The sequence below is a fragment of the Burkholderia sp. BCC1972 genome (assembly GCF_905339605.1).
Taxonomy (GTDB): Bacteria; Pseudomonadota; Gammaproteobacteria; order Burkholderiales; family Burkholderiaceae; genus Burkholderia.
On record NZ_CAJPGH010000045.1, the window covers coordinates 1 to 23,772 of the forward strand.

Annotated in this window: 26 protein-coding genes and 1 pseudogene; 15 read left to right on the forward strand and 12 right to left on the reverse strand. The window is 67.1% G+C overall.

Translation table 11 applies throughout. The annotated features are described in order from the left end of the window. A pseudogene (locus U5798_RS35495) lies at positions 1-109 on the forward strand (electron transfer flavoprotein subunit alpha/FixB family protein); the annotation flags it as partial. A gap of 291 nt (positions 110-400) precedes the next feature. On the opposite strand, the gene U5798_RS35500 reads toward U5798_RS35495, so the two are convergent. Continuing rightward, a complete protein-coding gene (locus tag U5798_RS35500; RefSeq protein WP_124456070.1) occupies positions 401-1,687 on the reverse strand; it encodes a D-amino acid dehydrogenase in 1,287 nt (428 codons plus the stop codon). 145 nt (positions 1,688-1,832) lie between these two features. On the opposite strand from U5798_RS35500, the gene U5798_RS35505 reads away from it, so the two are divergent. After that, complete coding sequence (locus U5798_RS35505) at positions 1,833-2,321, forward strand: Lrp/AsnC ligand binding domain-containing protein (protein ID WP_124456069.1); 489 nt, start codon at positions 1,833-1,835, stop codon at positions 2,319-2,321. A 90-nt stretch (positions 2,322-2,411) separates the two neighbouring features. Beyond that, the gene (locus U5798_RS35510) at positions 2,412-3,590 is read left to right on the forward strand and encodes a PA0069 family radical SAM protein (RefSeq protein ID WP_322084753.1); all 1,179 of its coding nucleotides are present in this window, start codon (positions 2,412-2,414) and stop codon (positions 3,588-3,590) included. A 64-nt stretch (positions 3,591-3,654) separates the two neighbouring features. Here U5798_RS35510 and U5798_RS35515 read toward each other — a convergent pair whose 3' ends face one another. Together U5798_RS35515 and U5798_RS35520 are read right to left on the reverse strand one after the other, a co-directional pair. Further along, entirely contained in the window at positions 3,655-4,122 is a 468-nt protein-coding gene (locus U5798_RS35515) for an NINE protein (RefSeq protein WP_124456067.1), read from the reverse strand. A gap of 109 nt (positions 4,123-4,231) precedes the next feature. Then, on the reverse strand, positions 4,232-5,371 hold the full coding sequence (locus U5798_RS35520) for a PQQ-dependent sugar dehydrogenase (RefSeq protein ID WP_322084754.1): 1,140 nt from the start codon (positions 5,369-5,371) through the stop codon (positions 4,232-4,234). 152 nt (positions 5,372-5,523) lie between these two features. Here U5798_RS35520 and rpsP point away from each other — a divergent pair, with 152 nt between their 5' ends. From rpsP to U5798_RS35550, 6 genes are all read left to right on the forward strand, one after another. After that, a complete protein-coding gene (rpsP, locus tag U5798_RS35525) occupies positions 5,524-5,778 on the forward strand; it encodes a 30S ribosomal protein S16 (RefSeq protein ID WP_006476550.1) in 255 nt (84 codons plus the stop codon). A 42-nt stretch (positions 5,779-5,820) separates the two neighbouring features. Continuing rightward, entirely contained in the window at positions 5,821-6,498 is a 678-nt protein-coding gene (gene rimM, locus U5798_RS35530; RefSeq protein ID WP_124456065.1) for a ribosome maturation factor RimM, read from the forward strand. Between the two features lies 1 nt (position 6,499). After that, positions 6,500-7,294, forward strand: a complete 795-nt coding sequence (gene trmD, locus U5798_RS35535) for a tRNA (guanosine(37)-N1)-methyltransferase TrmD (protein ID WP_111939641.1) — start codon at positions 6,500-6,502, stop codon at positions 7,292-7,294. A gap of 133 nt (positions 7,295-7,427) precedes the next feature. Further along, complete coding sequence (gene rplS / locus U5798_RS35540; protein ID WP_089450137.1) at positions 7,428-7,820, forward strand: 50S ribosomal protein L19; 393 nt, start codon at positions 7,428-7,430, stop codon at positions 7,818-7,820. Positions 7,821-7,907: 87 nt separating this feature from the next. Next, entirely contained in the window at positions 7,908-8,594 is a 687-nt protein-coding gene (locus U5798_RS35545; protein WP_124456064.1) for a CoA pyrophosphatase, read from the forward strand. A 120-nt stretch (positions 8,595-8,714) separates the two neighbouring features. Then, positions 8,715-9,653, forward strand: a complete 939-nt coding sequence (locus U5798_RS35550; RefSeq protein WP_124456063.1) for a CobD/CbiB family protein — start codon at positions 8,715-8,717, stop codon at positions 9,651-9,653. A 63-nt stretch (positions 9,654-9,716) separates the two neighbouring features. Here the strand turns inward: U5798_RS35550 and U5798_RS35555 are convergent, their stop codons facing one another. The 3 genes from U5798_RS35555 to U5798_RS35565 all read right to left on the reverse strand — a co-directional run bounded on the left by U5798_RS35555 (position 9,717) and on the right by U5798_RS35565 (position 12,297). Beyond that, complete coding sequence (locus U5798_RS35555) at positions 9,717-10,034, reverse strand: DUF2007 domain-containing protein (protein ID WP_124456062.1); 318 nt, start codon at positions 10,032-10,034, stop codon at positions 9,717-9,719. 65 nt (positions 10,035-10,099) lie between these two features. Then, positions 10,100-11,041 (reverse strand): ribosome small subunit-dependent GTPase A, encoded by a 942-nt coding sequence (gene rsgA / locus U5798_RS35560; RefSeq protein WP_124456061.1) that lies wholly within the window; start codon positions 11,039-11,041, stop codon positions 10,100-10,102. Next, the gene (locus U5798_RS35565; RefSeq protein WP_124456060.1) at positions 11,038-12,297 is read right to left on the reverse strand and encodes a M48 family metallopeptidase; all 1,260 of its coding nucleotides are present in this window, start codon (positions 12,295-12,297) and stop codon (positions 11,038-11,040) included. The genes rsgA and U5798_RS35565 overlap by 4 nt, the downstream gene beginning before the upstream one ends. A 117-nt stretch (positions 12,298-12,414) precedes the next feature. Between U5798_RS35565 and orn the strand changes: the two genes are divergently transcribed. Then, positions 12,415-13,035 (forward strand): oligoribonuclease, encoded by a 621-nt coding sequence (gene orn, locus U5798_RS35570; RefSeq protein ID WP_049030222.1) that lies wholly within the window; start codon positions 12,415-12,417, stop codon positions 13,033-13,035. 34 nt (positions 13,036-13,069) lie between these two features. On the opposite strand, the gene mog is transcribed toward orn, so the two are convergent. Both mog and yjgA read right to left on the reverse strand, forming a co-directional pair. Next, complete coding sequence (gene mog, locus U5798_RS35575; protein ID WP_124456059.1) at positions 13,070-13,678, reverse strand: molybdopterin adenylyltransferase; 609 nt, start codon at positions 13,676-13,678, stop codon at positions 13,070-13,072. Beyond that, a complete protein-coding gene (yjgA, locus tag U5798_RS35580; RefSeq protein WP_322084755.1) occupies positions 13,662-14,264 on the reverse strand; it encodes a ribosome biogenesis factor YjgA in 603 nt (200 codons plus the stop codon). The genes mog and yjgA overlap by 17 nt, the downstream gene beginning before the upstream one ends. A gap of 127 nt (positions 14,265-14,391) precedes the next feature. Here yjgA and pmbA point away from each other — a divergent pair, with 127 nt between their 5' ends. Further along, positions 14,392-15,762: a metalloprotease PmbA gene (gene pmbA, locus U5798_RS35585; protein ID WP_175843113.1), complete on the forward strand. Its 1,371-nt coding sequence runs from the start codon at positions 14,392-14,394 to the stop codon at positions 15,760-15,762. Positions 15,763-15,853: 91 nt separating this feature from the next. Here pmbA and U5798_RS35590 read toward each other — a convergent pair whose 3' ends face one another. After that, positions 15,854-16,354: a dihydrofolate reductase gene (locus tag U5798_RS35590; RefSeq protein WP_124456056.1), complete on the reverse strand. Its 501-nt coding sequence runs from the start codon at positions 16,352-16,354 to the stop codon at positions 15,854-15,856. Here U5798_RS35590 and U5798_RS35595 point away from each other — a divergent pair. After that, positions 16,353-16,568, forward strand: coding sequence for a hypothetical protein (locus tag U5798_RS35595; protein WP_322084756.1), 216 nt, complete (start codon positions 16,353-16,355; stop codon positions 16,566-16,568). The genes U5798_RS35590 and U5798_RS35595 overlap by 2 nt on opposite strands. Before the next feature lie 16 nt (positions 16,569-16,584). Here the strand turns inward: U5798_RS35595 and U5798_RS35600 are convergent, their stop codons facing one another. Continuing rightward, positions 16,585-16,911 (reverse strand): hypothetical protein, encoded by a 327-nt coding sequence (locus tag U5798_RS35600; RefSeq protein ID WP_124456055.1) that lies wholly within the window; start codon positions 16,909-16,911, stop codon positions 16,585-16,587. A 497-nt stretch (positions 16,912-17,408) separates the two neighbouring features. On the opposite strand from U5798_RS35600, the gene U5798_RS35605 reads away from it, so the two are divergent. Continuing rightward, a complete protein-coding gene (locus U5798_RS35605) occupies positions 17,409-18,806 on the forward strand; it encodes a sigma-54 dependent transcriptional regulator (RefSeq protein ID WP_124456054.1) in 1,398 nt (465 codons plus the stop codon). A gap of 41 nt (positions 18,807-18,847) precedes the next feature. Then, complete coding sequence (locus tag U5798_RS35610; RefSeq protein ID WP_322084757.1) at positions 18,848-19,819, forward strand: thymidylate synthase; 972 nt, start codon at positions 18,848-18,850, stop codon at positions 19,817-19,819. 87 nt (positions 19,820-19,906) lie between these two features. Here the strand turns inward: U5798_RS35610 and U5798_RS35615 are convergent, their stop codons facing one another. Continuing rightward, positions 19,907-22,522 (reverse strand): DUF6600 domain-containing protein, encoded by a 2,616-nt coding sequence (locus U5798_RS35615; protein WP_322084758.1) that lies wholly within the window; start codon positions 22,520-22,522, stop codon positions 19,907-19,909. Positions 22,523-22,672: 150 nt separating this feature from the next. Beyond that, on the reverse strand, positions 22,673-23,380 hold the full coding sequence (locus U5798_RS35620; RefSeq protein WP_124456052.1) for an ArsR/SmtB family transcription factor: 708 nt from the start codon (positions 23,378-23,380) through the stop codon (positions 22,673-22,675). Between the two features lie 189 nt (positions 23,381-23,569). On the opposite strand from U5798_RS35620, the gene U5798_RS35625 reads away from it, so the two are divergent. After that, positions 23,570-23,710 carry a hypothetical protein gene (locus tag U5798_RS35625; protein ID WP_287737936.1) on the forward strand — a complete coding sequence of 47 codons (141 nt, stop codon included), beginning with the start codon at positions 23,570-23,572 and terminating at the stop codon, positions 23,708-23,710. The last annotated feature ends 62 nt before the right edge of the window (positions 23,711-23,772 follow it).

Consider the following 23,772-nt stretch of genomic DNA (forward strand, 5'->3'; position numbering starts at 1 on the left):
CGTCGCGATCAACAAGGATCCGGAAGCGCCGATCTTCAGCGTGGCCGACTACGGCCTCGTCGGCGATCTGTTCGCGCTCGTGCCGGAGCTCGTGAGCGAGCTCGGCTGACGCGAGATGCTTCGGCGTTAAGCATGAGGAAAAAGGGGCGCGACGAGCGCCCCTTTTTTTGCGCCATCGACAGATGGGAGAAGAGAGCAGAGGGCGACGCACCATGATCGTGCGGGCCGGTGCGCTCGCAGCGTCGATCGTCGGTGCGAAAGGCAGTGACAGCGTGCTCGCGTCGACGGAAGCCCCGTTCTGATCGCACGCAACGCGATCGACGCAATGAAAAAGGCGCCCCGAGGGGCGCCTTTCCTTTTGCCACCGGCGGGCCCGCGTGACGGCGGGCAGTCTCGCGCGTTACGCGTAGGCCGGGCGCGTCTGGCCGGCCACGTCCTTCAGGTAACGATGCACCGACAGGTCGTCGGCCTGGATCGCGGGCATCTTGCCCGAGATCAGGTCGGCGAGCAGCTGACCCGAGCCGCACGACATCGTCCAGCCGAGCGTGCCGTGGCCGGTGTTCAGGAACAGGTTCGACACCGGCGTGCGGCCGACGATCGGCGTGCCGTCCGGCGTCATCGGGCGCAGGCCCGTCCAGAACGTGGCCTTCGACGTGTCGCCGCCGCCGGGGAACAGGTCGTTCACGCACATTTCGAGCGTTTCGCGGCGCGCGGCGCGCAGCTTCTTGTCGAAGCCGACGATTTCCGCCATGCCGCCGACACGGATGCGCTGGTCGAAGCGCGTGATCGCGATCTTGTAGGTCTCGTCGAGCACGGTCGACACGGGCGCGGCCGCTTCGTCGACGATCGGCGCGGTGATCGAATAGCCCTTCAGCGGATAGACGGGGATCTTCATCAGGTTCGAGATGAAGTTCGTCGAATACGAGCCGAGCGCGACGACGTACGCGTCCGCGCGCACCGTCTCGCTGCCGCACTGCACGCCGGCGATCTTGCCGCCCGCGATCGCGAGCGCATCGATCGGCGTGTTGTAGCGGAACTTGACGCCGAGCGATTCGGCGAGCGCCGCGAGGCGCGTCGTGAACAGCTGGCAATCGCCGGTTTCATCGCCCGGCAGGCGCAGGCCGCCCGTCAGCTTGTGCGAGACGGCCGCAAGCGCCGGTTCGGCGTTTTTCAGTTCGGCGGGCGACAGCAGTTCGAACGGCACGTTCGCTTCCTGCAGCACGGCGATGTCCTTGGCCGCGCCATCGAGCTGCTGCTGCGTGCGGAACAGTTGCAGCGTGCCGCCCGTGCGGCCTTCGTATTCGATGCCGGTATCGGCGCGCAGCGCCTGCAGGCAGTCGCGGCTGTATTCGGCGAGGCGGACCATGCGGCCCTTGTTGACCGCATAGCGCTCGGCCGTGCAGTTGCGCAGCATCTGGTACATCCACTGGAGCTGGAAGCGCGTGCCGTCGAGGCGGATCGCGAGCGGCGCATGCTTTTCGAACATCCACTTGACGGCCTTCAGCGGTACGCCGGGCGCGGCCCAAGGCGCGGCATATCCGGGCGAGATCTGGCCTGCATTCGCGAAGCTCGTCTCGAGCGCCGGGCCGGCTTCCCGGTCGATCACCGTGACTTCATGGCCGGCGCGTGCGAGGTAATACGCGCTTGCCACGCCCACTACACCACTGCCCAGAATGACGACTCGCATAGCTGCTCCAGATGGAAGGGACCAGGTCGAGGCCGGGCGCATGTGCGGCTCCGTGTAACCTCTAGCTGATCTAGTTTTTTGCGCTATGGTATTGTCGAATGTGTAGGTTTTGTTATCGTATTTTTCAGGTTTTCAGCATAAACAAATGAGAACGCAACGTCAGCCCGTACGCTCGCTCGACAAGCTCGACCGGCGCATCCTGAAACTGCTCCAGGACGACGGCCGGATGGCGATGAAAGACCTCGCGGAACAGGTCGGACTGACCGTCACGCCGTGCATCGAGCGCGTACGGCGCATGGAGCGCGACGGCGTGATCACCGGCTATCACGCGCGGGTCGACCCGCATCAGCTGGATGCCGCGCTGCTGGTATTCGTCGAGATCACGCTCGGCCACAAGGGTGGCAACATGTTCGAGCAGTTCCGGCGCGAGGTGATGAAGATCGACGAGGTGCTCGAATGCCATCTCGTGTCCGGCGATTTCGACTACCTGATCAAGGCGCGGATCGGCGAGATGGCCGACTACCGGAAGCTGCTCGGCGACATCCTGCTGCAGTTGCCGGGCGCCGTGCAGTCGAAGAGCTACGTCGTGATGGAAGAAATCAAGGAGACGCTGACGATCGCCGTCGGCGAGTGACGCGCCGGTGGCCCGTTGTCGGGCCCCTTATCCCGCCCTTGGCATGCTGCGGCCAATACTGTATAAATGTACAGTATTGGCCGCAGGCGAATGGGTGGGTACATGGACGATCGATCCGACAACGAATTTCCGGTAGCGCCGCCCGTGCCCCGCAAGGGGCGCGGGGCGGTCGACAATCTGCAGGGGCGGTATGAAATCGCGCAGCGCGAAGCGGTCGACGACGGCTGGACGCACGAGTCCGACGATGACGACTTCCCCGCGCCGCTGCGCACGCAGGTGTTCGAGGAGCGCGCGAAGAGCATCCTGACGCATAACCAGTCACCCGATATTCCGTTCAGCGTATCGCTCAATCCGTATCGCGGTTGCGAGCACGGTTGCATCTACTGCTTCGCGCGGCCGACGCACAGCTATCTCGGCCTGTCGCCGGGGCTCGATTTCGAAAGCCGCATCTACGCGAAGGTCAACGCGGCCGAGTTGCTCGAGCGCGAGATTTCGCGCAAGCGCTATGTGCCGGAGCCGATCGCGCTCGGCGTCAATACCGACGCATACCAGCCGGTCGAGCGCGACCTGCGCATCACGCGCAGCGTGATCCAGGTGATGCACGATCGCGGGCTGCCGTTCGCGGCGATCACGAAATCGTCGCTGATCGAGCGCGATCTCGACCTGCTCGCACCGATGGCCGAGCGCGGGCAGGTGATGGCGGCGGTCACGATCACGACACTCGATGCCGATCTCTCGCGCACGCTCGAGCCGCGCGCGGCCACGCCGGCGCGGCGGTTGCGCACGATCCGCGCGCTGCGCGAGGCAGGCGTGCCGGTCGGCGTGAGCATTGCGCCGGTGATTCCGTTCGTGACGGAGCCCGACATGGAGCGCGTGCTCGAAGCGTGCGCGGAAGCCGGCGCGACGCATGCGAGCTACATCATCCTGCGGCTACCGTGGGAGGTCGCGCCGCTGTTCAAGAACTGGCTTGCCGCGCATTTTCCCGACCGTGCGGAGCGCGTGATGAACCGCGTGCGCGACATGCGCGGCGGCAAGGACTACGACTCGGATTTCTCGAAACGGATGAAGGGCGAGGGGATCTGGGCAGACCTGTTGCGGCAGCGCTTTCGCCAGGCCGTCAAGCGGCTCGGGCTGAACGAGCGCACGAACGGCATTCTCGATCTGTCGCAGTTTCGCGGCGCGCCGGCTACGATCGCGCCTGCGCCGCGTGTTGCCGTGCGTGCGGCCGGCGCGAAGCCGCGCGACGACCTGCAGTTGAACCTGTTCTGACGCGCGGGCAGGGCCGTTGCGTATCGGCGCCGGGCGATGCGCGCCGGTGCCGCGTTCGTCGTGCTTACTGCGAAATCTGCTTCGCGGCCTCGACCTGCGATTCGAAATACGTCTGGAACGACAGCGCGAGTGCGGTCATCAGCAGGAACGCGCCGATCAGCAGCGAGAAGATCACGACGAAGATCACGGTCCAGCCCGACCGGCTGTGCTTGCCGGTGTCCGCGTTGAATTGCGCATCCCATTTCTCGTCGGGGCGCAGCCCATAGACGAGTGCGGCGAGGAACGCCGCCAGCAACGAGATCGCGCCGGGTACCGCGAGCCACCATCCGAGGCCGGCCGTGCGCTGGGTCGCCGCGAGCAGGAGGAAGCCCGGGATGCCGACGATCGTCGCGAGCAGGTGTGCCCAGCCGTACACGTCGCGAAAGCCGTACAGATAGAAGCGGTGCGCACCGAGCGATCCGAACAGGAACGCGAGGGCGGCGGTGAGCGTCTTGGAGCGGAAGCGGCGGGACGGTGCGGTGCTGCTGGACATGGATGGCGGCGTGTTGTCGTTGGCGTGGGCGGCCGGCGGGCCGGCGCGGGCGCGCGGCCCGGCACGCATTCTACGATGCCCGGTCGGGGCCGGTCACCCCTTGCATGCGTCAAGGTGCCGCATAGGTCACGCGGTAGATGGCGCCGGCGTAATCGTCGCTGACGAGCAGCGAACCGTCCGGCAGCGGCAGCACGTCGGCCGGGCGTCCCCATACCGTGCCGTCGGGCCGCAGCCAGCCCGTGACGAACGGCGTCTGGCGCGCCTGGCTGCCGTCCGCCGACACGACCACGCGCATGACGCGGTAGCCGACCTTCGTGCTGCGGTTCCACGAACCGTGTTCGGCAATGAACACGTTATTGCGATACGACGCCGGAAACATCGGTCCGGTATAGAAGCGCATGCCGAGCGCGGCAACGTGCGCGCCGAGTTTCAGGACGGGCGGTGCGTAGCGGCGGCACGCGTCGGCGCTGCCGAATTCGGGGTCGGGCGTATCGCCCCCATGACAATAAGGAAAGCCGAAGTCGAGCCCGGCGCGCGGCGCGCGATTCAGCTTGTCGTCGGGAACGTCGTCGCCCATCATGTCGCGCCCGTTGTCGGTAAACCACAGCTCTCCCGAATCGGGATGCCATGCGAAGCCGACCGTATTGCGCACGCCGCGCGCCACCACCTCGCTTCCGCTGCCGTCCGTCTTCATGCGTGCGATGATCGCGTAGCGGTTGCGATCGGCGAGGCAGACGTTGCACGGTGCGCCGGTCGGCACGTACAGCTTGCCGTCCGGGCCGAACGCGATGAATTTCCAGCCGTGATGGTGTTCGGTCGGCAGCGCGTCGGTCACGACGACGGGGGCCGGTGGCTTGGCGAGCCGGTCGTCGACATGATCGACGCGCAGGATGCGCGAGACGGCGGATATATAGAGGGCGCCATCGCGGTAGGCGACGCCGACGGGCATGTCGAGCCCGGATGCAATCACATGGCGTGCGCTGATCCGGCCCTCGTGCATCACGAACGCATGCACGCGGCCTTCCCGCGTACCGACATACAGGATGCCGCGCGGCGACCAGGCCATTTCGCGCGCGGTCGGTACCGCGTCGGTCAGGACTTCCACGTGGAAGCCGGGCGGAACGACGAGTTCGCTCACCGGCAACGATGCGGCAAACACCGGTGCGGACGCGAGGCAGGCAAGGCCGGCAAGCAGCGCCGTGAAACGGCGCTGCGCGCGGCGCGTCGAGGCGGCGCGAAAGGGCGGCATGACGGTGGGAAACGTCCTGGACACGACGATTGTATGCCCGCCCGCCAGGCCGTCCGCGGATTATTTGCGCGTAAGTGTTTGTTGTACCTCTGGTTTCCGGCTATAATCGCGTGTTTCAGTAGTTTCGAACCCGGTTTTCCGAAGGACATCATATGGTTATCATCCGTCTGGCTCGTGGCGGCTCGAAGAAGCGCCCGTTCTACAACATCGTCGCTACCGATTCGCGCAACCGTCGTGACGGCCGCTTCATCGAGCGCGTCGGCTTCTACAACCCGGTCGCCACGAAGGGCGAATCGCTGCGTATCGCTCAGGATCGCCTGACGTACTGGCAAGGCGTTGGCGCGCAACTGTCGCCGACCGTCCAGCGTCTCGTGAAGGAAGCGCAAAAGGCGCAACCGGCTGCCTAACATGGCACGGTGTGCCGGTCGTGCCGGCTGTGAGGTGCATTGATGGCGGGTCACGATTCCGGTAATGCAAGGCGCGGGCGTGCGTCATTCGGCGCATTCGTCCGCAAGCCGGTCGAGCGCGACGCTGTCGCGGGCGCCGGTGAGGCTGCCGAGCAAGGTGGTCTCGAAGCGACGCAAGCCTGGCCCGACGATGCCGTCGAGGTCGGGGCGGTAGTCGACGCCTACGGCCTGAAGGGCTGGGTCAAGGTGGCGACGCATGCCGACGCCGGTCGCGGCGGCGACGCGTTGCTCAACGCGCGTCGCTGGTGGCTGGAACGCGGTGCGGAGCGGCTTTCCGTCCGCATCATGCAGTCGAAGACGCACAGCGACACCGTCGTTGCGCAACCCGCGGGCGTCAGCGACCGCGATGCCGCGCTCGCGATGCGCGGCTTTCGCGTGTTCGTGCGCCGGGAAGATTTCCCGGCATTGGCCGCGGACGAATTCTATTGGGTCGACCTGATCGGTCTCGAGGTCGTCAACGAGCAATCGGTGGCGCTCGGGAAGGTGAGCGGGATGATCGACAACGGCGTGCATTCGATCATGCGTGTCGAGTATCCGGCGACCGGCAAAGACGGTCAGCCGACCACCGACGAGCGGTTGATCCCGTTTGTCGGCGTATACGTCAAAACGGTGGATCAGGCGGCGCGTCGTATCGTCGTCGACTGGGAAGCCGATTACTGAAATGAACCAGGTTACCGAGAGCGCGGTGCAGTTCGACGTCGTCACGCTCTTTCCCGAGATGTTCCGTGCACTGACCGACTGGGGAATCACCAGCCGGGCCGTCAAGCAGGGGCGCTTCGGGCTGCGCACCTGGAACCCGCGTGATTTCACGACGGACAACTACCGCACGGTCGATGATCGTCCGTACGGCGGCGGTCCGGGCATGGTGATGCTGGCGAAGCCGCTCGAAGCCGCCATTGACGCCGCGAAAGCGGCGCAGGCGGAGCAGGGCATCGCGAGCACGCGTGTCGTGATGATGTCGCCGCAGGGCGCGCCGCTCACGCACGATCGTGCGGTGCGGATGGCGCAGGAGCCGGGCGTGGTCGTGCTGTGCGGCCGCTACGAAGCGATCGACCAGCGTCTGCTCGACCGGTGCGTCGACGAGGAAATCAGCCTCGGCGATTTCGTCCTGTCGGGTGGCGAACTGCCGGCGATGGCGATGATGGATGCGGTCGTGCGGTTGCTGCCCGGCGTGCTGAACGATTCGTTGTCGGCCGTGCAGGACAGTTTCGCCGACGGGCTGCTCGATTGTCCGCACTACACGCGTCCCGAGGAATACGACGGCATGCGCGTGCCGGACGTGCTGCTCGGCGGGCATCATGCCGAGATCGAGCGGTGGCGGCGCCAGGAAGCATTGAGGAATACGTTGCGGAAGCGGCCGGACCTGATCGTCCGGGCGCGCCGCGAGAAGTTGTTGAGCCGGGCCGACGAGGCGTGGCTTGCGAACCTCGCACGCGAAGCGAAGGACGCCTCCTGAGGCGGCTGCGCGGGCGGGAATTGGCGGTGCCGTGCATGCGTGTGCGGCACCTGATGTGAATCCATCCTCTATCGGGGCCAGGCCTGGAAGCAGGCGGGTACCAACGCCGACACGATGGCATAAGGAGTCAGTAATGAATCTGATCGCAAAACTTGAGCAGGAAGAGATCGAGCGCGCGCTCGCCGGCAAGACGATCCCCGATTTCGCCCCGGGCGACACGGTGATCGTGAACGTGAACGTGGTTGAAGGTAACCGCAAGCGCGTTCAGGCTTACGAAGGCGTCGTGATCGCGATTCGCAGCCGTGGTCTGAACTCGAACTTCATCGTTCGCAAGATCTCGTCGGGCGAAGGCGTCGAGCGTACGTTCCAGACGTACTCGCCGCTGCTGGCAAGCATCGTCGTGAAGCGTCGCGGCGATGTGCGTCGTGCGAAGCTGTACTACCTGCGCGAGCGTTCGGGCAAGTCGGCTCGTATCAAGGAAAAGCTGGTGTCGAAGGATCGCGCCGCAGCAGCTTCCCAAGAGTAAGAGCTGTAAGGAAAAAGCACCCACCCGGGTGCTTTTTTCATTCTGGCGCGACAATATGCTCGATACGACACGAACTCGAGAGCCCCATTGAATCGCCGCCCCATCATCGATCCCGAAGTCCTGCCGGTCGAAGGCACCGGTGCCGGCCTGCCTGTCATCGATCCCCGGCTGATGACGCCGTCCGGCTTGCGCGAACGTTTCGCGCGCACGCTCGAATGGAGCGTCGAGCCCGGCGAGGCGAGGCTGCAGGAAGGCGTCGATCCGCGTAGTGCGGCCGTCCTCATGCCGCTCGTCGTCCGCGAGGCGGGCCTGACTGTCCTGCTGACCCTGCGCGCCGATCACCTGAACGACCACGCCGGGCAGATCAGCTTTCCCGGCGGCCGTCGCGAGGCGTTCGATCGCGATGCAACGGCCACTGCGTTGCGCGAGGCGAAGGAAGAGATCGGGCTGGCCGACGAACGCGTCGAGATCCTCGGTGCACTGCCCGACTACCTGACCGGCACGGGCTTCTGCGTGACGCCGGTGGTCGGCCTCGTGCATCCGCCGTTCACCGTGCAGGCCGATACGTTCGAAGTCGCCGAGATTTTCGAAGTGCCGCTCGCGTTCCTGATGAATCCCGCGAACCATCAGGTCCGTGTGTTCCGCTGGGAGGGCGGCGAGCGTCGTTTTTTTGCGATGCCTTATCCGAATGGCGAACCGGGCGGGCATTACTTCATCTGGGGCGCAACTGCCGCCATGTTTCGCAATCTCTACCGCTTCTTGGCCGCCGGCTAGGCGCACGCACCGGCCGGCGCGCGCGGCCTGCCGCCGGGCGACCGCGCCGGCAGCCATGCGGGGCTTACGCTGTGCTATCGTTATGCAAAAAATGACATAACTCCGAAGACGGCGCCACGCATGACTTTCTTTTCGGTTCTCCTCGCCCTCATCATCGAGCAGGTCCGCGCGTTATCACCGAGCAATCCGGTGTTTGCGCTGTTCCAGTTTCATGCGGAAACCGTTGCGCATGGGCTCGACGCCGGCAAGCAGAAGCACGGCATCCTCGCATGGCTCGCGGTCGTGCTGCCGTGGGTGCTGATCGTCGCGCTGATCTATTTCCTGCTGTACAAGGTGAGCTTCGTGCTCGCGTTCCTGTGGAACGTCGCCGTCGTGTATTTCACGCTCGGCTTCCGCCAGTTCAGCCATTACTTCACCGACATCCACCTCGCGCTCAACAACGACGACGTGCCGCGTGCGCGCGAAATCCTCCACGAGTGGACGGGCATCGACACGGTCGACATGCCGGTCGGCGAAATCGTCCGCCATACGCTGATTCACGCGGTTGTCGCATCGCATCGCCACGTGTTCGGCGTGTTCTTCTGGTATGTGCTGCCGATCGGTCCGGCCGGCGCCGTGCTGTACCGGATTTCCGAATACCTCGCGCGCAGCTGGTCGACGCCGGGCGACGACCGCACGGCCGCGTTCTCGACGTTCGCGCAGCGCGCGTTCTTCGTGATCGACTGGATTCCCGCGCGACTGACCGCGCTCGGTTTCGCGATCGTCGGCAATTTCGAGGATGCGATCTACGCGTGGCGCAATCACACGCGCCAGTGGCCCGACCCGAACGACGGCGTGCTGCTCGCAGCCGGCAGCGGGGCGCTCGGTGCACGTCTCGCGGGGCCGCTCGCGGAGCCGTCGAGCCTCGATGCGCTGGCGGTCGGCGACAGCGGTCCGTTGACGGTCGGTGATGATTGCACGCCGCGTACGCTGCAATCGGCGGTCGGCCTCGTCTGGCGCGCGGTGATCCTGTGGATGATCCTGCTGTTGATGCTGACACTCGCCGTCTGGGTGTCGTAACGACGCAGTGCAGGATTCGATGAAAGAACAGGCCGGCTCGATGCCGGCCTGTTTGCTGTGTGGTCAGTCGTCGCGCGGGTCCCGGACGGCGCCGCACTGCCAGCACGCGGTGAACTGCGCTTCGAGCGCTTCGCCGCACTGCCGGCAGCGCCACGGCGCGGCGCCGGCCGACGGGCCGTGCGATGCGGCGTCGAGGAGCTTGCGGGCGAGTGCATCGTCGCGTTCGTCGTCGAGCCACAGCTCGGGCGTGCACGCATCGGCCGGCAGGCCGCCGAGCGCGCCCGTCGCATAGCAGTTGTGCAGCTCGCAACCGACGCCGGCCACCTGAAGCACGTTGGCCCAATGCTGCGCGGTCGCGAGATCGGGTGCCTTGAAGCGCATTGCGGCTCCTGTCGGTGAAGGCCGGCCCGCAGCATGCCGGCCGGCGCCGCGCGCGTGTCGCGCGCTCAGCGAACGATCTGGCTCGCCTCGTGCACGAGCTGCGCGTACAGCGCATGCCGCGTCGGCGCGATGCGGCCGTCGGCGACAGCCTCGAGAATCGCGCAGCCAGGCTCGTGCAGATGATGACAATTATAGAAACGGCAGTCCGCGAGCAGCGGCCGGAACTCCGGAAATGCGCGCTCGAGGCGGCCTTCGGTCAGGTGGTAGAGGCCGAATTCCTGGAAGCCCGGCGAATCGATCAGCGCGCCGCCGCCTTCCAGCGGGTAGAGGCGCGTGAACGTCGTCGTGTGGCGGCCGCTGTTGAGTGCGGCCGAAATCTCGCGCGTGGCGGCTTCGGCGTCGGGCACGAGCAGGTTCACGAGCGTCGACTTGCCCATCCCGGACTGGCCGAGCAGGATCGTCGAGTGCCCGGCGAGATGCGGCATCAGCTGCGCGCGCGCGTCGTCGGGCGAACCCTTCACCGACAGCTCGAGCACGTCGTAGCCGAGCGCGCGGTACGGCGCGAGCCGTTCGCGCGCGACCGGCAGCGCGGCCTCGACGTCGATCTTGTTCAGCACGACCAGCGGCTTCAGCTCGTTCGCCTCGGCGGCGATCAGCGCGCGGCCGAGCAGGTCCTCGCTGAAATAGGGCTCGGTCGCGAGCACGATCAGCAACTGGTCGAGATTGGCCGCGAACAGCTTCGACTTGAACTGGTCGGAGCGGTACAGCAGGTTGCGCCGTTCGCCGATCTCGACGATCACGCCCTGGTCGGCCGACGCGAGTTCGTACACGACGCGGTCGCCGACCGCGATGTCGCTCTTCTTGCCGCGCGGGAAGCACTGCAGCATCGGGCCGCCGTCGTCGGGCGCGACGATGTAGTGGCGCCCGTGCGCCGCGATCACGCGGCCTTCGACCCGTTGCGCGTTCGACGCGCGCGGGGCCGGCTTGCGGGAAGTCGGGCGGCTCATGCGTGTTGCAGCAGGCGGTCGATCCGCTGCGACGCAGGCGGATGCGAGTAGTAGAAGGCCGTGTAGACAGGGTCGGGCGTCAGCGTCGACGCGTTGTCCTCGTAGAGCTTCACGAGCGCGCTGACGAGATCCTGCGCGTCGGTCTGGCTGGCCGCGAACGCGTCGGCCTCGAATTCGTGCTTGCGCGACGTGAGGCTGCTGAACGGCGTCGCGAAGAACAGGAACACCGGAATCGCGAGGAAGAACAGCACGAGCGCGGCGCCCGCGTTGCTGGTGTCGAGCGACGGTATGACGCCGAGCCCGGTGTAGAACCACGTGCGTTGCGCGAGCCAGCCGAGCAGCGCGAGCAGCACGAGGCTCAGCACGAACGACACGAGCATCCGCTTCATCACGTGGCGGCGCTTGAAATGGCCGAGCTCGTGCGCGAGCACGGCCTCGATTTCCTGGCCGGACAGGCGCGCGAGCAGCGTGTCGAAGAACACGATCCGCTTCGACGCGCCGAAGCCCGTGAAGTACGCGTTGCCGTGCGCGGAGCGGCGGCTGCCGTCCATCACGAACAGCCCCTTTGCCGCGAAGCCGCAGCGCTTCATCAGCGACTCGATGCGCGAGCGCAGCGCATCGTCCTTCAGCGGCTCGAACTTGTTGAAGATCGGTGCGATGAAGGTCGGGTAGATCAGCAGCACGAGCATCTGGAATGCGACCCAGACGATCCAGGTCCACAGCCACCACAGGCTGCCGGCCTGGTTCATCAGCCACAGCACGACGAACAGCAGCGGCAGGCCGAGCGCGGCGCCGAGCAACGTGTTTTTCAGCATGTCGGTGAAGAACAGCCGCTTCGTCATCCGGTTGAAGCCGAAGCGCTGCTCGATCCCGAACTGGCGGTAATACTCGAACGGGACGTCGATCACGCCGGTGATCACGAGCACCGAGGCGACGAGCGCGACCTGTTGCCCGTAGCCGCGGCCGAGCCAGCCGGTCAGCAGCGTGTCGAGCGCGCCGACGCCGCCGAGCAGCGTCAGGCCGACCAGCACGGCCGCGCTGACGACGATTTCGAGCATCGTCAGCCGGGTGCGCTCGACCGTATAGTCGGCCGCGCGCTGGTGGGCGGTCAGCGGAATGGTCGCGCTGAACTGCGCGGGCACGCCGTTGCGGTGCGCCGCGACGAAGCGGATCTGCCGCGACGCGAGCCACAGCTTGGTGACGACCATCGCGAGTACGGCGATCGCGAACAGCAGGGTGAACGAAAAGGGTGACATCGAAGGCGCCAAAGGGTTCTATGCGAGAATTATATGTTCTTGCGGACCGGCCCCGCTGATGCGATGCCGGCCGTCCGGGCGGCATCGCGCGCCGCCCGCCATTTTCCAGGATGACTCATGACCGATACCGCCGCTTCCGCCAGCCAGCCCGCGCTCGTGCGCAACGAGTTGAACCTCGTCTGGCTCGACATGGAGATGACGGGCCTCGACCCGGATAACGACCGCATCATCGAGATCGCGGTCGTCGTGACCAATTCCACGCTCGACATCGCGGTCGAAGGCCCCGTGTTCGCGATCCACCAGAGCGACGAAACGCTCGCGAAGATGGACGACTGGAACAAGTCGACCCACGGCCGCTCCGGCCTGATCGACCGCGTGCGTGCGTCGACCGTGACCGAGGCGGAAGCCGCCGCGCAGCTGCAGGCGTTTCTCGCGCAGTACGTGTCGCCCGGCAAGTCGCCGATGTGCGGCAACTCGATCTGCCAGGACCGCCGCTTCATGGCGCGCTGGATGCCGGAATTCGAGCGGTTCTTCCACTACCGCAATCTCGACGTCAGCACGCTCAAGGAGCTGTGCCGCCGCTGGCAGCCCGCGATCTACAAGGGTTTTCAGAAGCGCGCGATGCACACGGCGCTCGCGGACATCCACGAGTCGATCGACGAGCTGAAGTATTACCGCGAGCATTTCCTGATTCCGGCCGCGTCTGCGCCGGCGGGCGAGTCCGCGCCGGCCGCCTGAGCGGGCCGGCACGCGTTCGGCGCACGGCAAACGCTCAGCGCCGCGCGCTTTTCGGCCGGAACGCCGCGACCACCGCGGCGTCGGTCTCGATGTACGGGCCGCCGATCAGGTCGATGCAGTAGGGCACCGCGGCGAAGATGCCGGGCACGGTCGACTTGCCGTCGGCATCGCGCAGCCCTTCGAGGGTTTCCCGGATCGACTTCGGCTGGCCGGGCAGGTTGATGATCAGCGCCGCGTGGTCGGCCGTCTCGCGGATCACCGCGACCTGCCGCGACAGGATCGCGGTCGGCACGAAATTCAGGCTGATCTGCCGCATCTGTTCACCGAATCCCGGCATTTCCTTCGTCGCCACGGCCAGCGTGGCCTCGGGCGTCACGTCGCGACGCGCGGGGCCCGTGCCGCCGGTCGTCAGCACGAGATCGCACCCCGCGACGTCGACGAGCTCGGTGAGCGTGGCGGAAATCGTCGGCGCATCGTCCTGGATCAGGCGCGTTTCGGCGCGCCACGGCGAAACCAGCGCGCCGCCAAGCCATTCCTGCAGCGCCGGAATGCCCTTGTCTTCGTAGACGCCCGTGCTCGCGCGGTCGCTGATCGACACGAGGCCGACGACCAGCTCGTCCGGGTGGTTACGCTTCGTCGTCATGGTCGTCTTCGGTGTCGTCCGGCGCGTCTTCACCCGCATCGGGCGTGCCGCTCGCGGTCTTGATCCACTGGAACAGCTCGCGGAAATAACGCGGCGGCTTGCCTTGCTGCGCTTCCTTGCGTGCGTTGCGGATCAGCGTGCGGCCTTCCTGGATGTCGGCGTCCGGGTGCTGGCGCAGGAATTCGGTCAGCGCGTCGTCGCTGGCGAGCAACTGGTCGCGCGTGCGCTCGATCCAGTGCAGGCGGGCCGTCGCGGCCTTGTTCACGCCGCGTTGTGCGTCGAGGGCGGTGCGCAGCGCGGCCGTTTCGTCGTCGGTCAGCGAGCGCATGACGCGGCCGACGTACTGGAGCTGGCGGCGCTTGCCTTCGTGATCGGTGATCCGGCGTGCCTCACGGACGGCGTCCGCCAGGCTTTCGGGCATCGGCATGCGCTTGAGGGCGTCTTTCGGCAGATCGACGAGCGCCTGGCCGAGCACCTGCAACTCGTGCATCTCGCGCTTCAACTGGGATTTGCTGGGACGATCGTAGCCATTGTCGTCGTCTTCGACGGCATGCTCGATCGGCTGGATTCGGGTTTTGCGTGTCATGGGCGGCATTGTATCGCGGCGCGGACACCCCAAGCTTGTCTGTGTCCGGCCCCGGACCTTGCTATGATCGCGGGATACGCAACATTTTGACCATGCGGGCGCCCGCCCGCCACCGGATACCAAGACGATGGCAGCCAATCTCGACGTACAAGCGCGCTATTTCCCGCACACGCAGGACCAGCTCAAAGAAATCGCGTCGGACATCCTTCGCCATGCGAAGGCACTCGGCGCGTCGGACGCCGCGACCGAAATCTCCGAAGGCGACGGCCTGTCGGTGTCGGTGCGCCGCGGCGAAGTCGAAACGATCGAGCACAACCGCGACAAGATGGTCGGCGTGACCGTGTTCATCGGCAAGAAGCGCGGCAACGCGAGCACGTCCGATTTCTCGCCGGCCGCGATCAAGGACACCGTCGCCGCCGCGTACAACATCGCGCGCTTCACGGCCGAGGATGAAGCAGCCGGCCTCGCCGAGGCCGAACTGCTCGAAACCGACCCGCGCGACCTCGATCTGTACCACCCGTGGGCGCTGACGGCCGACGAGGCCGTCGAGCTGGCCCGCCGCGCGGAAGACGCCGCCTTTGCGGTCAGCCCGCAGATCCGCAATTCGGAAGGCGCGAGCGTGTCGGCGCAGCATTCGCAGTTCGTGCTCGCGACGTCGCGCGGCTTCCTGTCCGGCTACCCGTACTCGCGCCACTACATTGCCTGCGCGCCGATCGCGGGCAGCGGCCGTCACATGCAGCGCGACGACTGGTATTCGTCGAAGCGCAGCGCGATCGATCTGGCGGCGCCCGAAGCGGTCGGCCGCTACGCGGCCGAGCGCGCACTCGCGCGGATGGGCGCACGCCGTCTCGACACCCGCAAGGTGCCCGTACTGTTCGAGGCGCCGCTCGCGGCCGGCCTGCTCGGCGCATTCGTGCAGGCCGTGAGCGGCGGCGCGCTGTACCGCAAGACGTCGTTCCTCGTCGACAGCCTCGGCAAGCCGGTGTTTGCCCCGCACATCCAGGTCGTCGAGGATCCGCACGTGCCGCGCGCGATGGGCAGCGCGCCGTTCGACGAAGAAGGCGTGCGCACGCGCGCACGCAGCGTCGTGAAGGACGGTGTCGTCGAAGGCTACTTCCTGTCGACCTATTCGGCACGCAAGCTCGGCACGCAGACTACCGGTAACGCGGGCGGTTCGCACAACCTCGCGCTGCGCAGCTCGAACACGCAGGCGGGCGACGACTTCGAAGCCATGCTGAAGAAGCTCGGCACGGGCCTGCTGCTGACCGAGCTGATGGGGCAGGGCGTGAACTACGTGACGGGAGATTATTCGCGCGGTGCGGCGGGTTTCTGGGTGGAGAACGGCGTGATCCAGTATCCGGTCGAGGAAATCACGGTCGCGAGCACGCTGCAGGAAATGTTCCGGCACATCGTCGCGATCGGTGCCGATTCGATCGTGCGCGGCACGAAGGAAACGGGCTCGGTGCTGATCGAGCAGATGACGATCGCAGGCCAGTAAGCGACGCGCGGCGTGGGCCGCCGCCCAGCAAAAAAGCCCGATCGGCGCGAGCCGGTCGGGCTTTTTTCATCGTGCGTGACGGCGAAACGCGTCAGCCGCGCTTGCGTTCGTAGACGACGAATGCATAGCCGAACGTGTTCGGCGCGGCAGCCTGGTGCGCTTCACGCGATACTTCCTGCCAGTGTGCGGCGTCGGGTGCGGGGAACGACGCATCGCCGTCGAAGTCGGCATCGATCTCGGTGACGACCAGCTTGTCGGCGAGCGTGAGCCCTTCCGCATAGAGTTGCGCGCCGCCGATCAGGAATGCCTCGGGCACGCCGTCGTGCGCGGCGAGCGCCAGCGCATCGGCGAGCGACGTGACCGTGTCGCAGCCGTCGAAGCGGCGCGTTGCGTCGCGCGTGACGACGATGTTGCGGCGGCCCGGCAGCGGCCGGCCGATCGATTCGTGGGTCTTGCGGCCCATCACGATCGGCGCACCCATCGTCGTGCGCTTGAAGAACGCGAGATCCTCGGGAAGTTTCCAGGGCAACTGGTTGTCGCGGCCGATGATGCCGTTGCGGGCACGCGCGACGATCAGGGTCAACGTCGTCATGAAGGTCGGGAAAGAGGAAAGCCGGAATGGCGCCGATTCTACCGGAACGGCGGCGCGCATCGGCTTTCACCTGCTGCGTGCCGCGACGCCTGACGTATTGCGTCGCGGCGACGGACCGAATAAACCTGTTCGTGTCGCGGGAGCGGCGATGCCGGCGCGGATCTGCGCCGGCCGGCCTGCTCGAATCACCGAACCAATGTGGAATCCTTATTGAATGGACCGATGCGCGCTCACTGACGCGTATTGCCCGGCGCGCTGCCTTGCATCGCGTGCTGCGCGTCGCCGGGTTGCGGTACCGGAAGCGGCATCGGCAATTGGGGCGATGGCGGGATCTCGTCCCACAGCGTGACGGTCGCCTTGCCGGTCGGCAGCGGTTGCGGTGCCGACACGGTCACGATGCCGAAGCCGTTGCCGTGCTGCAGGCCCGGCGCATTTTCGGCCAGCAGCGTGGCGCGATCCGGTATCGCGATTTCATCCGCGCGGGCCGGCGCAGGCGGGCCGGCGGCCGAGAGCGCAAGCGCCATCGGCACGACAGAAAGTGAAAGGCGGTTGTGCATGATGGCTGTCTCCGATCGTCTGCGTATTCAGCGAAATACATGCCATCGTGTCGTGACCGTTGTCGCCGCTGCGATTCGCGCTCAGGCGTTGCGAATTGTGGCCGAAACAGCCTGAAAATGTTTCAGGCCTGAAACGAGGGGGCTCGGGAATACTGCGGATTCAATCGACACGCTTCAAGGATGAAAATCGGGTCGTGTGTTGATGAACGAACGCTTCGCTGCGCTATGTGCAGATGATTGACTTGCATCGACCTCCTGAGCGATTCGGCCGGATCGCATCGGCGCTGAAACGGGTTTGTCGTATTCGGTGCCTATAACCAAGCTGTCTTGACCAAAACATAACTGGACGCGAGATAAGCGCCATCATGCGAGGCTTTGTCGTCGCCGCGCATCGGCATGGCGAATCGAGCCACCTCTGGCTGACCCGATTCGATCCTTTTCGCACGAGACCTGACGTGCACGGCAATCGTTAGACGGTTGATGAACGGGGTGAGGATATGGGAGCCGATCAGCGGCACGTGATCTACTATTCGCGCGAACCGAACGACGCGTTGCGCGGCCATTTCGACGAATGCGGCTGGCGCGTCGATCTCGCGGAGACCGTACGTGACGTACGGCGTGTCGTGCAGCACGGTGTGGCGAGCGCCGGCCTGCTCGACTTCTCGCCGGGCTTCAAGCCCTCGGACCTGCGCGAACTCGAATCCTGCCTGAGCATCCAGCACATCGGCTGGATCGCCGCGACGCGTCGCGGCCAGTTGCAGGATGCCACGCTGCGCCATCTCATTCGCGACTATTGCTTCGACTACGTGACGATGCCGTACGAAACGTCGCGAATCGTCGAGACCGTCGGCCATGCGCACGGCATGGTCGCGCTGACCGATCCCGTTGTGCCGCCCGTCGGCGCCGGGCGCAGCGAAGGCGAGATGGTCGGCACCTGCGATGCGATGCTCGGGCTCTTCAGGACGATCCGCCGCGTCGCGGCGACCGATGCGCCGGTGTTCATCTCCGGCGAGTCGGGCACCGGCAAGGAACTGACGGCCGTCGCGATCCACGAGCGTTCGTCGCGCGCGCAGGCGCCGTTCATCGCGATCAATTGCGGCGCGATTCCGTCGACGCTGTTGCAGGCCGAACTGTTCGGCTATGAGCGCGGCGCGTTCACCGGCGCGAACCAGCGCAAGATCGGCCGCGTCGAGGCCGCCAACGGCGGCACGTTGTTTCTCGACGAAATCGGCGATCTGCCGCTCGAAAGCCAGGCAAGCCTGCTGCGTTTCCTGCAGGAAGGCAAGATCGAGCGGCTTGGCGCGCACGTGTCGGTACCCGTCGACGTGCGCGTGATCTGCGCGACGCACGTGGACATGGAAGCCGCGTTGCGGGAAGGGCGGTTCCGCGAGGACCTGTTCCATCGCCTGTGCGTGCTGAAGATCGAGGAGCCGCCGCTGCGCGCGCGCGGCAAAGACATCGAGGTGCTCGCGCGCCACATGCTCGAGCGTTTCAAGGGCGACGCGCATCGCCGCCTGCGCGGCTTCTCGCTCGACGCGGTCGCGTCGCTGTACGGCTATTCGTGGCCGGGCAACGTGCGCGAGCTGATCAATCGCGTGCGCCGTGCGATCGTGATGTCGGAGGGCCGGATGATCACCGCGGCCGATCTCGAGCTGAACGACTTCGCGACGCTCGCGCCCGTGTCGCTGCTGGAGGCGCGGGAGGCGGCCGAGCGGCAGGCGATCGAGCAGGCGCTGCTGCGCCACCGCGGCCGTTTCGCGGATGCCGCGCGCGAGCTCGGCGTGTCGCGCGTGACGCTCTACCGGCTGATGTGCGCGCACGGGATGCGTGATCGCGGCGACACGCTGGCAGGGTTTTCGCCGCCGTTGGCGGAGCTTCCTCGCCACGCTTGCTAAAATCGGCGGGTACGGCCGCCCTCGCGGCCGAAGGAACCCGCATGAAACAGTATCTCGATCTCGTTCGTACCATTCTCGATACCGGCACCTGGCAGGAAAACCGCACGGGGATCCGAACCATCAGCATGCCGGGCGCGATGCTCCGCTTCGACCTGCAGCAAGGCTTTCCGGCCGTGACGACCAAGAAGCTCGCGTTCAAGTCGGCGATCGGCGAACTGGTCGGCTTCCTGCGCGCGTCGCGCAGCGCGGCCGATTTCCGCGCGCTCGGCTGCAAGGTGTGGGATGCGAATGCGAACGAGAACGCGCAGTGGCTCGCGAACCCGTATCGCCAGGGCGTCGACGATCTCGGCGACGTGTACGGCGTGCAATGGCGCCAGTGGCCGGGCTACAAGGTGCTCGACGCGGGCGCCGACGCGCAGATCGCCGATGCGACGCGCCGCGGCTTCCGGATCGTCACGCGGTTCGACGAAGACGGTGCGCCGAAGGTGCTGCTGTACAAGGCGATCGACCAGTTGCGCCAGTGCCTGGACACGATCATGGAGAACCCGGCCGACCGCCGCATCCTGTTTCACGCATGGAATCCGGCCGTGCTCGACCAGATCGCGCTGCCCGCGTGCCACCTGCTGTACCAGTTCCTGCCGAACGCGACGAAGCGCGAGATCTCGCTGTGCCTGTACATCCGCAGCAACGACGTCGGCCTCGGCACGCCGTTCAACCTGACGGAAGGGGCCGCGCTGCTGTCGCTCGTCGGCCGGCTGACGGGCTACACGCCGCGCTGGTTCACGTATTTCATCGGCGACGCGCACATCTACGAGAACCAGCTCGACATGCTGCAGCGGCAGCTCACGCGCGAGCCGTACGAAAGCCCGCGGCTCGAGATTGCCGAGCGCGTGCCCGAGTATGCGAAGACGGGCGTTTATGCGCCGGAGTGGCTCGAGCTGATCGAACCGTCCGATTTCTCGCTGGTCGGTTATCGCCACCATGAGCCGCTGACCGCGCCGATGGCGGTCTGAGCGCGCGGTTTCGTCGAGCCGCACCCCGCAGGAAAAAGCCCGACCGGCTGAAACCGGTCGGGCTTTTTTGTTTCACGTTTGCGGCACTTACTGGCGATGCCGTTCTTCGTGACCGCCTTGCGGCGGCGGGTTGCTCTGGTGCGGCGCCTCGACGTGCGGTGCCGGTTGCGGCCGCGGTTCCATGCGCGGAGCGGGCATCGGCGGGCGCGGTTCCATACGGGGCGCCGGCTGCGGCCGCGGTTCCATGCGAGGCGCGGGTTGGGGGCGCGGCTCCATGCGCGGCGCTTGCGGCTGCGGTCGCGGCATGTCGTGCACGGCAGGCGCCGGCGGACGGTACTCGTTCACGCGCGGCGGTGCGACTTCGCGGTGCGGCGCCGGTTGCGCGAATTCGGGGCGCGGTTGCGGCGCCGGCGCGGCCCGTTCCGGTTGCGGCTGCGCGTGCTGGGCCGGCGTCTGGAAATCGGGGTGCGGACGCGGCTGCGAAATCTGTGCCGTGTTGTCGATCCTCGGTTGCGGCAGCGCGCGCGGCGCTTCGTTCCGGTTGCCGGGCTGCATGCCCTGCGGCGTCGGCACGCCCTCCGGATGCGGCACCGCTGCGCTGCGTACGGGCGGCAGCGCATTCTGTCCTGCCGCGTGAAGGGCGCTCGGCGGTGCTTGGCGCTGACGTTCCATCGGCGTGTGCGGCTGCATCCATGCGGGCGACGGCGTCTCGGCGGCGTGCGCGTTGCCGAGTCCCGGCGGCGGGTTGCTCGCGACCGGCGGATGCGGGACGCCGTTGCCGGCCCCGAAAGCCTGATGCGGCGTCGCGTTGCCGGGCGCCTGAGGCACGCCGCCGTTGGCGAAGTGCGAAGCGCCGGGGTTTTCGCCGTTCGCCGGCCGTCCGGGATTCGGCACGCCCGGCACCGGTACGCTCGGTGCCGGTACGCCCGGTGCCCCCGGCCGTCCGGCCTGCACGGCCGGCGGCTGGCCTTCGCGCGGCGCGTGCGACGGCTGCACGACGGGGCCGTGCGGATTCACGAGCTGCACGTTGCGCATTGCCCACGCGCCACCGCCGGGGTTACCGGGCACGCGGACCGGGCGGGGCCTGTAATCGGCCGGCACGCTCGTCTTCACGACCGGTGCGCCGGCGCCCGGCACGCGACCGCCTTGCTGCGCGAGATGCGCGGCGGCCTGGTCACGATAGGCAGCCGGCACCGCAGGGTTGCGCGTCGCGACGTACGGATGCTGCGCGATCGCCGCCGGCGGACGGTAGCTGGCATTGCGCAGCCCGCCGGTAAAGCTCTGGCGCACCGGCGCGATGCCGGGTGTCCCCGGCGTGACGTGCGCATTGCGCCATTGCTGCGGATCGACGTGTTGCGAGAAGTGCGCGACCGGCTGGCCGTGCACGAACGCGGAAGCCGGCACGGCCGTGATCGCGTGCGGCGCATGGTAGTTCACGTACGTCTTGTTGATGTTGGTGATATTGGTGATGTTCGTCACGTTCACGGTCTTGTTCACGTTCACGTTGACGTTGTTCACCACGACGTTGCGGTTCACGCGGTCGTAGTAGTGCGGGCTCCAGCCGCCCCAGCCCGGGTGCCACGGTTCGCCGGGGCCGAGCGCGAACCACGCGCAGCCGGCCGCGGCGACGCCGCCGACCGTGAGCGCGACACTCCAGTCCGGGCCGCCGCCGCCGCCCACGAACGCGACGAGCGCCGGCGCATAGACCGGCGGCTGGCTGACGACCATCGGGCCGGGCACCCATGCCCAGCTGTCGTCCAAGTATGCCCAGCGACCGTAGTGATACGGCGCGAAGCCCCACGGTGCGTCATCGACCCACGTCCAGCCCCACGGCGCCTGCCAGATCCAGTGGCCGTCGTGATACGGCGCCCAGTCGGCCGGCGTGTCGTTCGGTACCCAGACCGAGCCGTAATTCGGCGTTTCGCGCCACGTACCGTTCGCGTCGAGATCCTGGTAGCCGGGTACGTCACGCGACACATAGCGGGCCGACACCGAGCGCTCTTCGGCCGCGTCGCGGCTGGCGGCCCACTGGTCGAGCGGGTCGGGGCCAGGCGCCGCCGATTGCTGCGCGACCTGCAGGTCGGTGCCCGTGAACACGACCTGCTGCCCGGGCGACAGCGGGTACTGTCCATTGCTGCCATAGACGGTCGCGCTGCCGCTGCGCATCGTGACCGTCGTGCTCGCACCGTTCGGCGCGACATCGACGCGATAGTCGCCGGGGCCCGTGATGCCGAGCGCGAGGTTCGGCGTATCGATTTCGTACGATCCGCCGCGCGGCAGATCGCGCACGTGAGTCGATACGGTGCCGAGGCCGACCTTCAGCTGGGTCGTCGTGTCGTCGAGATTCAGTACCGACAGGCTCGTCGAATCGCCGAGCCGCACCGCGGTCGACCCGATGTGCAGTTCCGAGCGGGCGCCGGCATCGTTCCAGAGCTGGTCGCCGGTCGTCAGCGGCCGGTTCACGGCCGCGTACGACCATGTGTCGGTGCCCGCCGGTTCGGTCGTCACGGCACCCGACAGGTAGTTGAGCCGCGCGACGCGGCCGGGCGGATCGCCGCCGGGTTGCCGTGCGGCCGCCGCGTACGGCGACGCAGCGGCCGATTGCGCGAATGCGGGCGGCAGGGCCGCAAGCGCGGCGAACGCGAGCAGCGTGTAGCGGGCGGTTCGCTTGAGCGTGAACAGGGTGGCCATGGTGAGCGTCATCGTCGTTATCGCGGCGCGTCGATTCGTGCCGATGAATTCACAATATCTGCTTGGCCTGTTTCAATGCCCTATGTTTTGTAAGTCGGATGGCCTGCGATGTAACAAAACCTGTCCATCGCGCGTCGTTGTCGTGCAGACGCAATACAGGCGTCAAGCGGACGTAAGCCACCCGTCGAAAACCTGCTGGCCGGGCACGGTGACGCGCAGCACGCGCGGTCGTGCGGAACGTTCGATCCAGCCGTGTTCGCAGAAGCTCTCGAGCAGCGCCGCACCGAGCGCGCCACCGAGATGCGAGCGCCGCTCGCTCCAGTCGAGGCAGCCACATGCGAAGCGGCGCCGGCGCGTGCGCTGCTGCGCGACGTCGATGCCCCATTGCGCGAGCGCTTGCGTGCCGAGCTCGGTGGTGTCGATCGCGTTGCCGTCCGCGTACAGCCAGCCGCGCGCGGTGAGGCCGTCGAAGATGCGTACGGCGAGCTCGCCGGCCATGTGGTCGTAGCAGGTGCGCGCGTAGCGCAGCTCGGCCGGGACCGTGCGCGACGGCGGCGGAACCGGGCGGTGCGGCGCCGCCGCGCGGGCGACGTTCGCGAGCGCCTCGAGCGACGCCGCGATGTCGGCCGACGCGATGCGGTAGTAGCGGTGCCGGCCGCGCACGTCGAGCGCGAGCAGGCCGCCTTCGGTCAGCCGCGCGAGGTGCGCGCTTGCAGCGGACGGCGACAGCCCCGCGATCAGCGTCAGTTCGCCGGCCGGTCGCGCGCTGCCGTCCATCAGCACCCATAGCATCGCGGCCCGCCCGGGGTCGGCGATCAGCGCGCCGATGCGGCTCAGGCCCGGAAAGTGGTGGTCGTCTTGATCGGTCATCGTCGTCTCTCGTCAGGCGGGATGAGTTGCAGTGTAGTGCGTGCGGGCATTCGATGTTTCGCTTCCGGATGAAATGTCGGATGCAGCGGCGCCGTCCCGGCGGCGGGCACGGCTGCGGCCCGTTGCAGCGCGCGCGTAGAATGGCCGGACGCGGCGGCAGCGGGCCGCCGCATGTGACTCGACGCAATGATGAAGACGATTTTCTGTGTGTTGGCCGCCGCGCTCGTCTGCGCGGCCTGTGCGCAGGGCGGCGCGGGCGCCGCCGGCGGACAGGGCGGCAGTATCGAGATGTACGGGACGATCGACCAGGGCATCACGGTGCGCCGCTGACCGGAACCGATCGGCGCGCGTGTCGGGCATGGCCGCCACAGCCGCGCCACACGGGGCTTGCC

Excerpts from the sequence above, each read along its gene's own strand:
- U5798_RS35500 (WP_124456070.1), bottom strand. The coding sequence starts at position 1,687 with ATGCGAGTCGTCATTCTGGGCAGTGGTGTAGTGGGCGTGGCAAGCGCG.
- U5798_RS35505 (WP_124456069.1), top strand. The coding sequence starts at position 1,833 with ATGAGAACGCAACGTCAGCCCGTACGCTCGCTCGACAAGCTCGACCGG.
- U5798_RS35510 (WP_322084753.1), top strand. The coding sequence starts at position 2,412 with ATGGGTGGGTACATGGACGATCGATCCGACAACGAATTTCCGGTAGCG.
- U5798_RS35515 (WP_124456067.1), bottom strand. The coding sequence starts at position 4,122 with ATGTCCAGCAGCACCGCACCGTCCCGCCGCTTCCGCTCCAAGACGCTC.
- U5798_RS35520 (WP_322084754.1), bottom strand. The coding sequence starts at position 5,371 with ATGCCGCCCTTTCGCGCCGCCTCGACGCGCCGCGCGCAGCGCCGTTTC.
- rpsP (WP_006476550.1), top strand. The coding sequence starts at position 5,524 with ATGGTTATCATCCGTCTGGCTCGTGGCGGCTCGAAGAAGCGCCCGTTC.
- rimM (WP_124456065.1), top strand. The coding sequence starts at position 5,821 with ATGGCGGGTCACGATTCCGGTAATGCAAGGCGCGGGCGTGCGTCATTC.
- trmD (WP_111939641.1), top strand. The coding sequence starts at position 6,500 with ATGAACCAGGTTACCGAGAGCGCGGTGCAGTTCGACGTCGTCACGCTC.
- rplS (WP_089450137.1), top strand. The coding sequence starts at position 7,428 with ATGAATCTGATCGCAAAACTTGAGCAGGAAGAGATCGAGCGCGCGCTC.
- U5798_RS35550 (WP_124456063.1), top strand. The coding sequence starts at position 8,715 with ATGACTTTCTTTTCGGTTCTCCTCGCCCTCATCATCGAGCAGGTCCGC.
- U5798_RS35555 (WP_124456062.1), bottom strand. The coding sequence starts at position 10,034 with ATGCGCTTCAAGGCACCCGATCTCGCGACCGCGCAGCATTGGGCCAAC.
- rsgA (WP_124456061.1), bottom strand. The coding sequence starts at position 11,041 with ATGAGCCGCCCGACTTCCCGCAAGCCGGCCCCGCGCGCGTCGAACGCG.
- U5798_RS35565 (WP_124456060.1), bottom strand. The coding sequence starts at position 12,297 with ATGTCACCCTTTTCGTTCACCCTGCTGTTCGCGATCGCCGTACTCGCG.
- orn (WP_049030222.1), top strand. The coding sequence starts at position 12,415 with ATGACCGATACCGCCGCTTCCGCCAGCCAGCCCGCGCTCGTGCGCAAC.
- mog (WP_124456059.1), bottom strand. The coding sequence starts at position 13,678 with ATGACGACGAAGCGTAACCACCCGGACGAGCTGGTCGTCGGCCTCGTG.
- yjgA (WP_322084755.1), bottom strand. The coding sequence starts at position 14,264 with ATGACACGCAAAACCCGAATCCAGCCGATCGAGCATGCCGTCGAAGAC.
- pmbA (WP_175843113.1), top strand. The coding sequence starts at position 14,392 with ATGGCAGCCAATCTCGACGTACAAGCGCGCTATTTCCCGCACACGCAG.
- U5798_RS35595 (WP_322084756.1), top strand. The coding sequence starts at position 16,353 with ATGAAGGTCGGGAAAGAGGAAAGCCGGAATGGCGCCGATTCTACCGGA.
- U5798_RS35590 (WP_124456056.1), bottom strand. The coding sequence starts at position 16,354 with ATGACGACGTTGACCCTGATCGTCGCGCGTGCCCGCAACGGCATCATC.
- U5798_RS35600 (WP_124456055.1), bottom strand. The coding sequence starts at position 16,911 with ATGCACAACCGCCTTTCACTTTCTGTCGTGCCGATGGCGCTTGCGCTC.
- U5798_RS35605 (WP_124456054.1), top strand. The coding sequence starts at position 17,409 with ATGGGAGCCGATCAGCGGCACGTGATCTACTATTCGCGCGAACCGAAC.
- U5798_RS35610 (WP_322084757.1), top strand. The coding sequence starts at position 18,848 with ATGAAACAGTATCTCGATCTCGTTCGTACCATTCTCGATACCGGCACC.
- U5798_RS35615 (WP_322084758.1), bottom strand. The coding sequence starts at position 22,522 with ATGACGCTCACCATGGCCACCCTGTTCACGCTCAAGCGAACCGCCCGC.
- U5798_RS35620 (WP_124456052.1), bottom strand. The coding sequence starts at position 23,380 with ATGACCGATCAAGACGACCACCACTTTCCGGGCCTGAGCCGCATCGGC.
- U5798_RS35625 (WP_287737936.1), top strand. The coding sequence starts at position 23,570 with ATGAAGACGATTTTCTGTGTGTTGGCCGCCGCGCTCGTCTGCGCGGCC.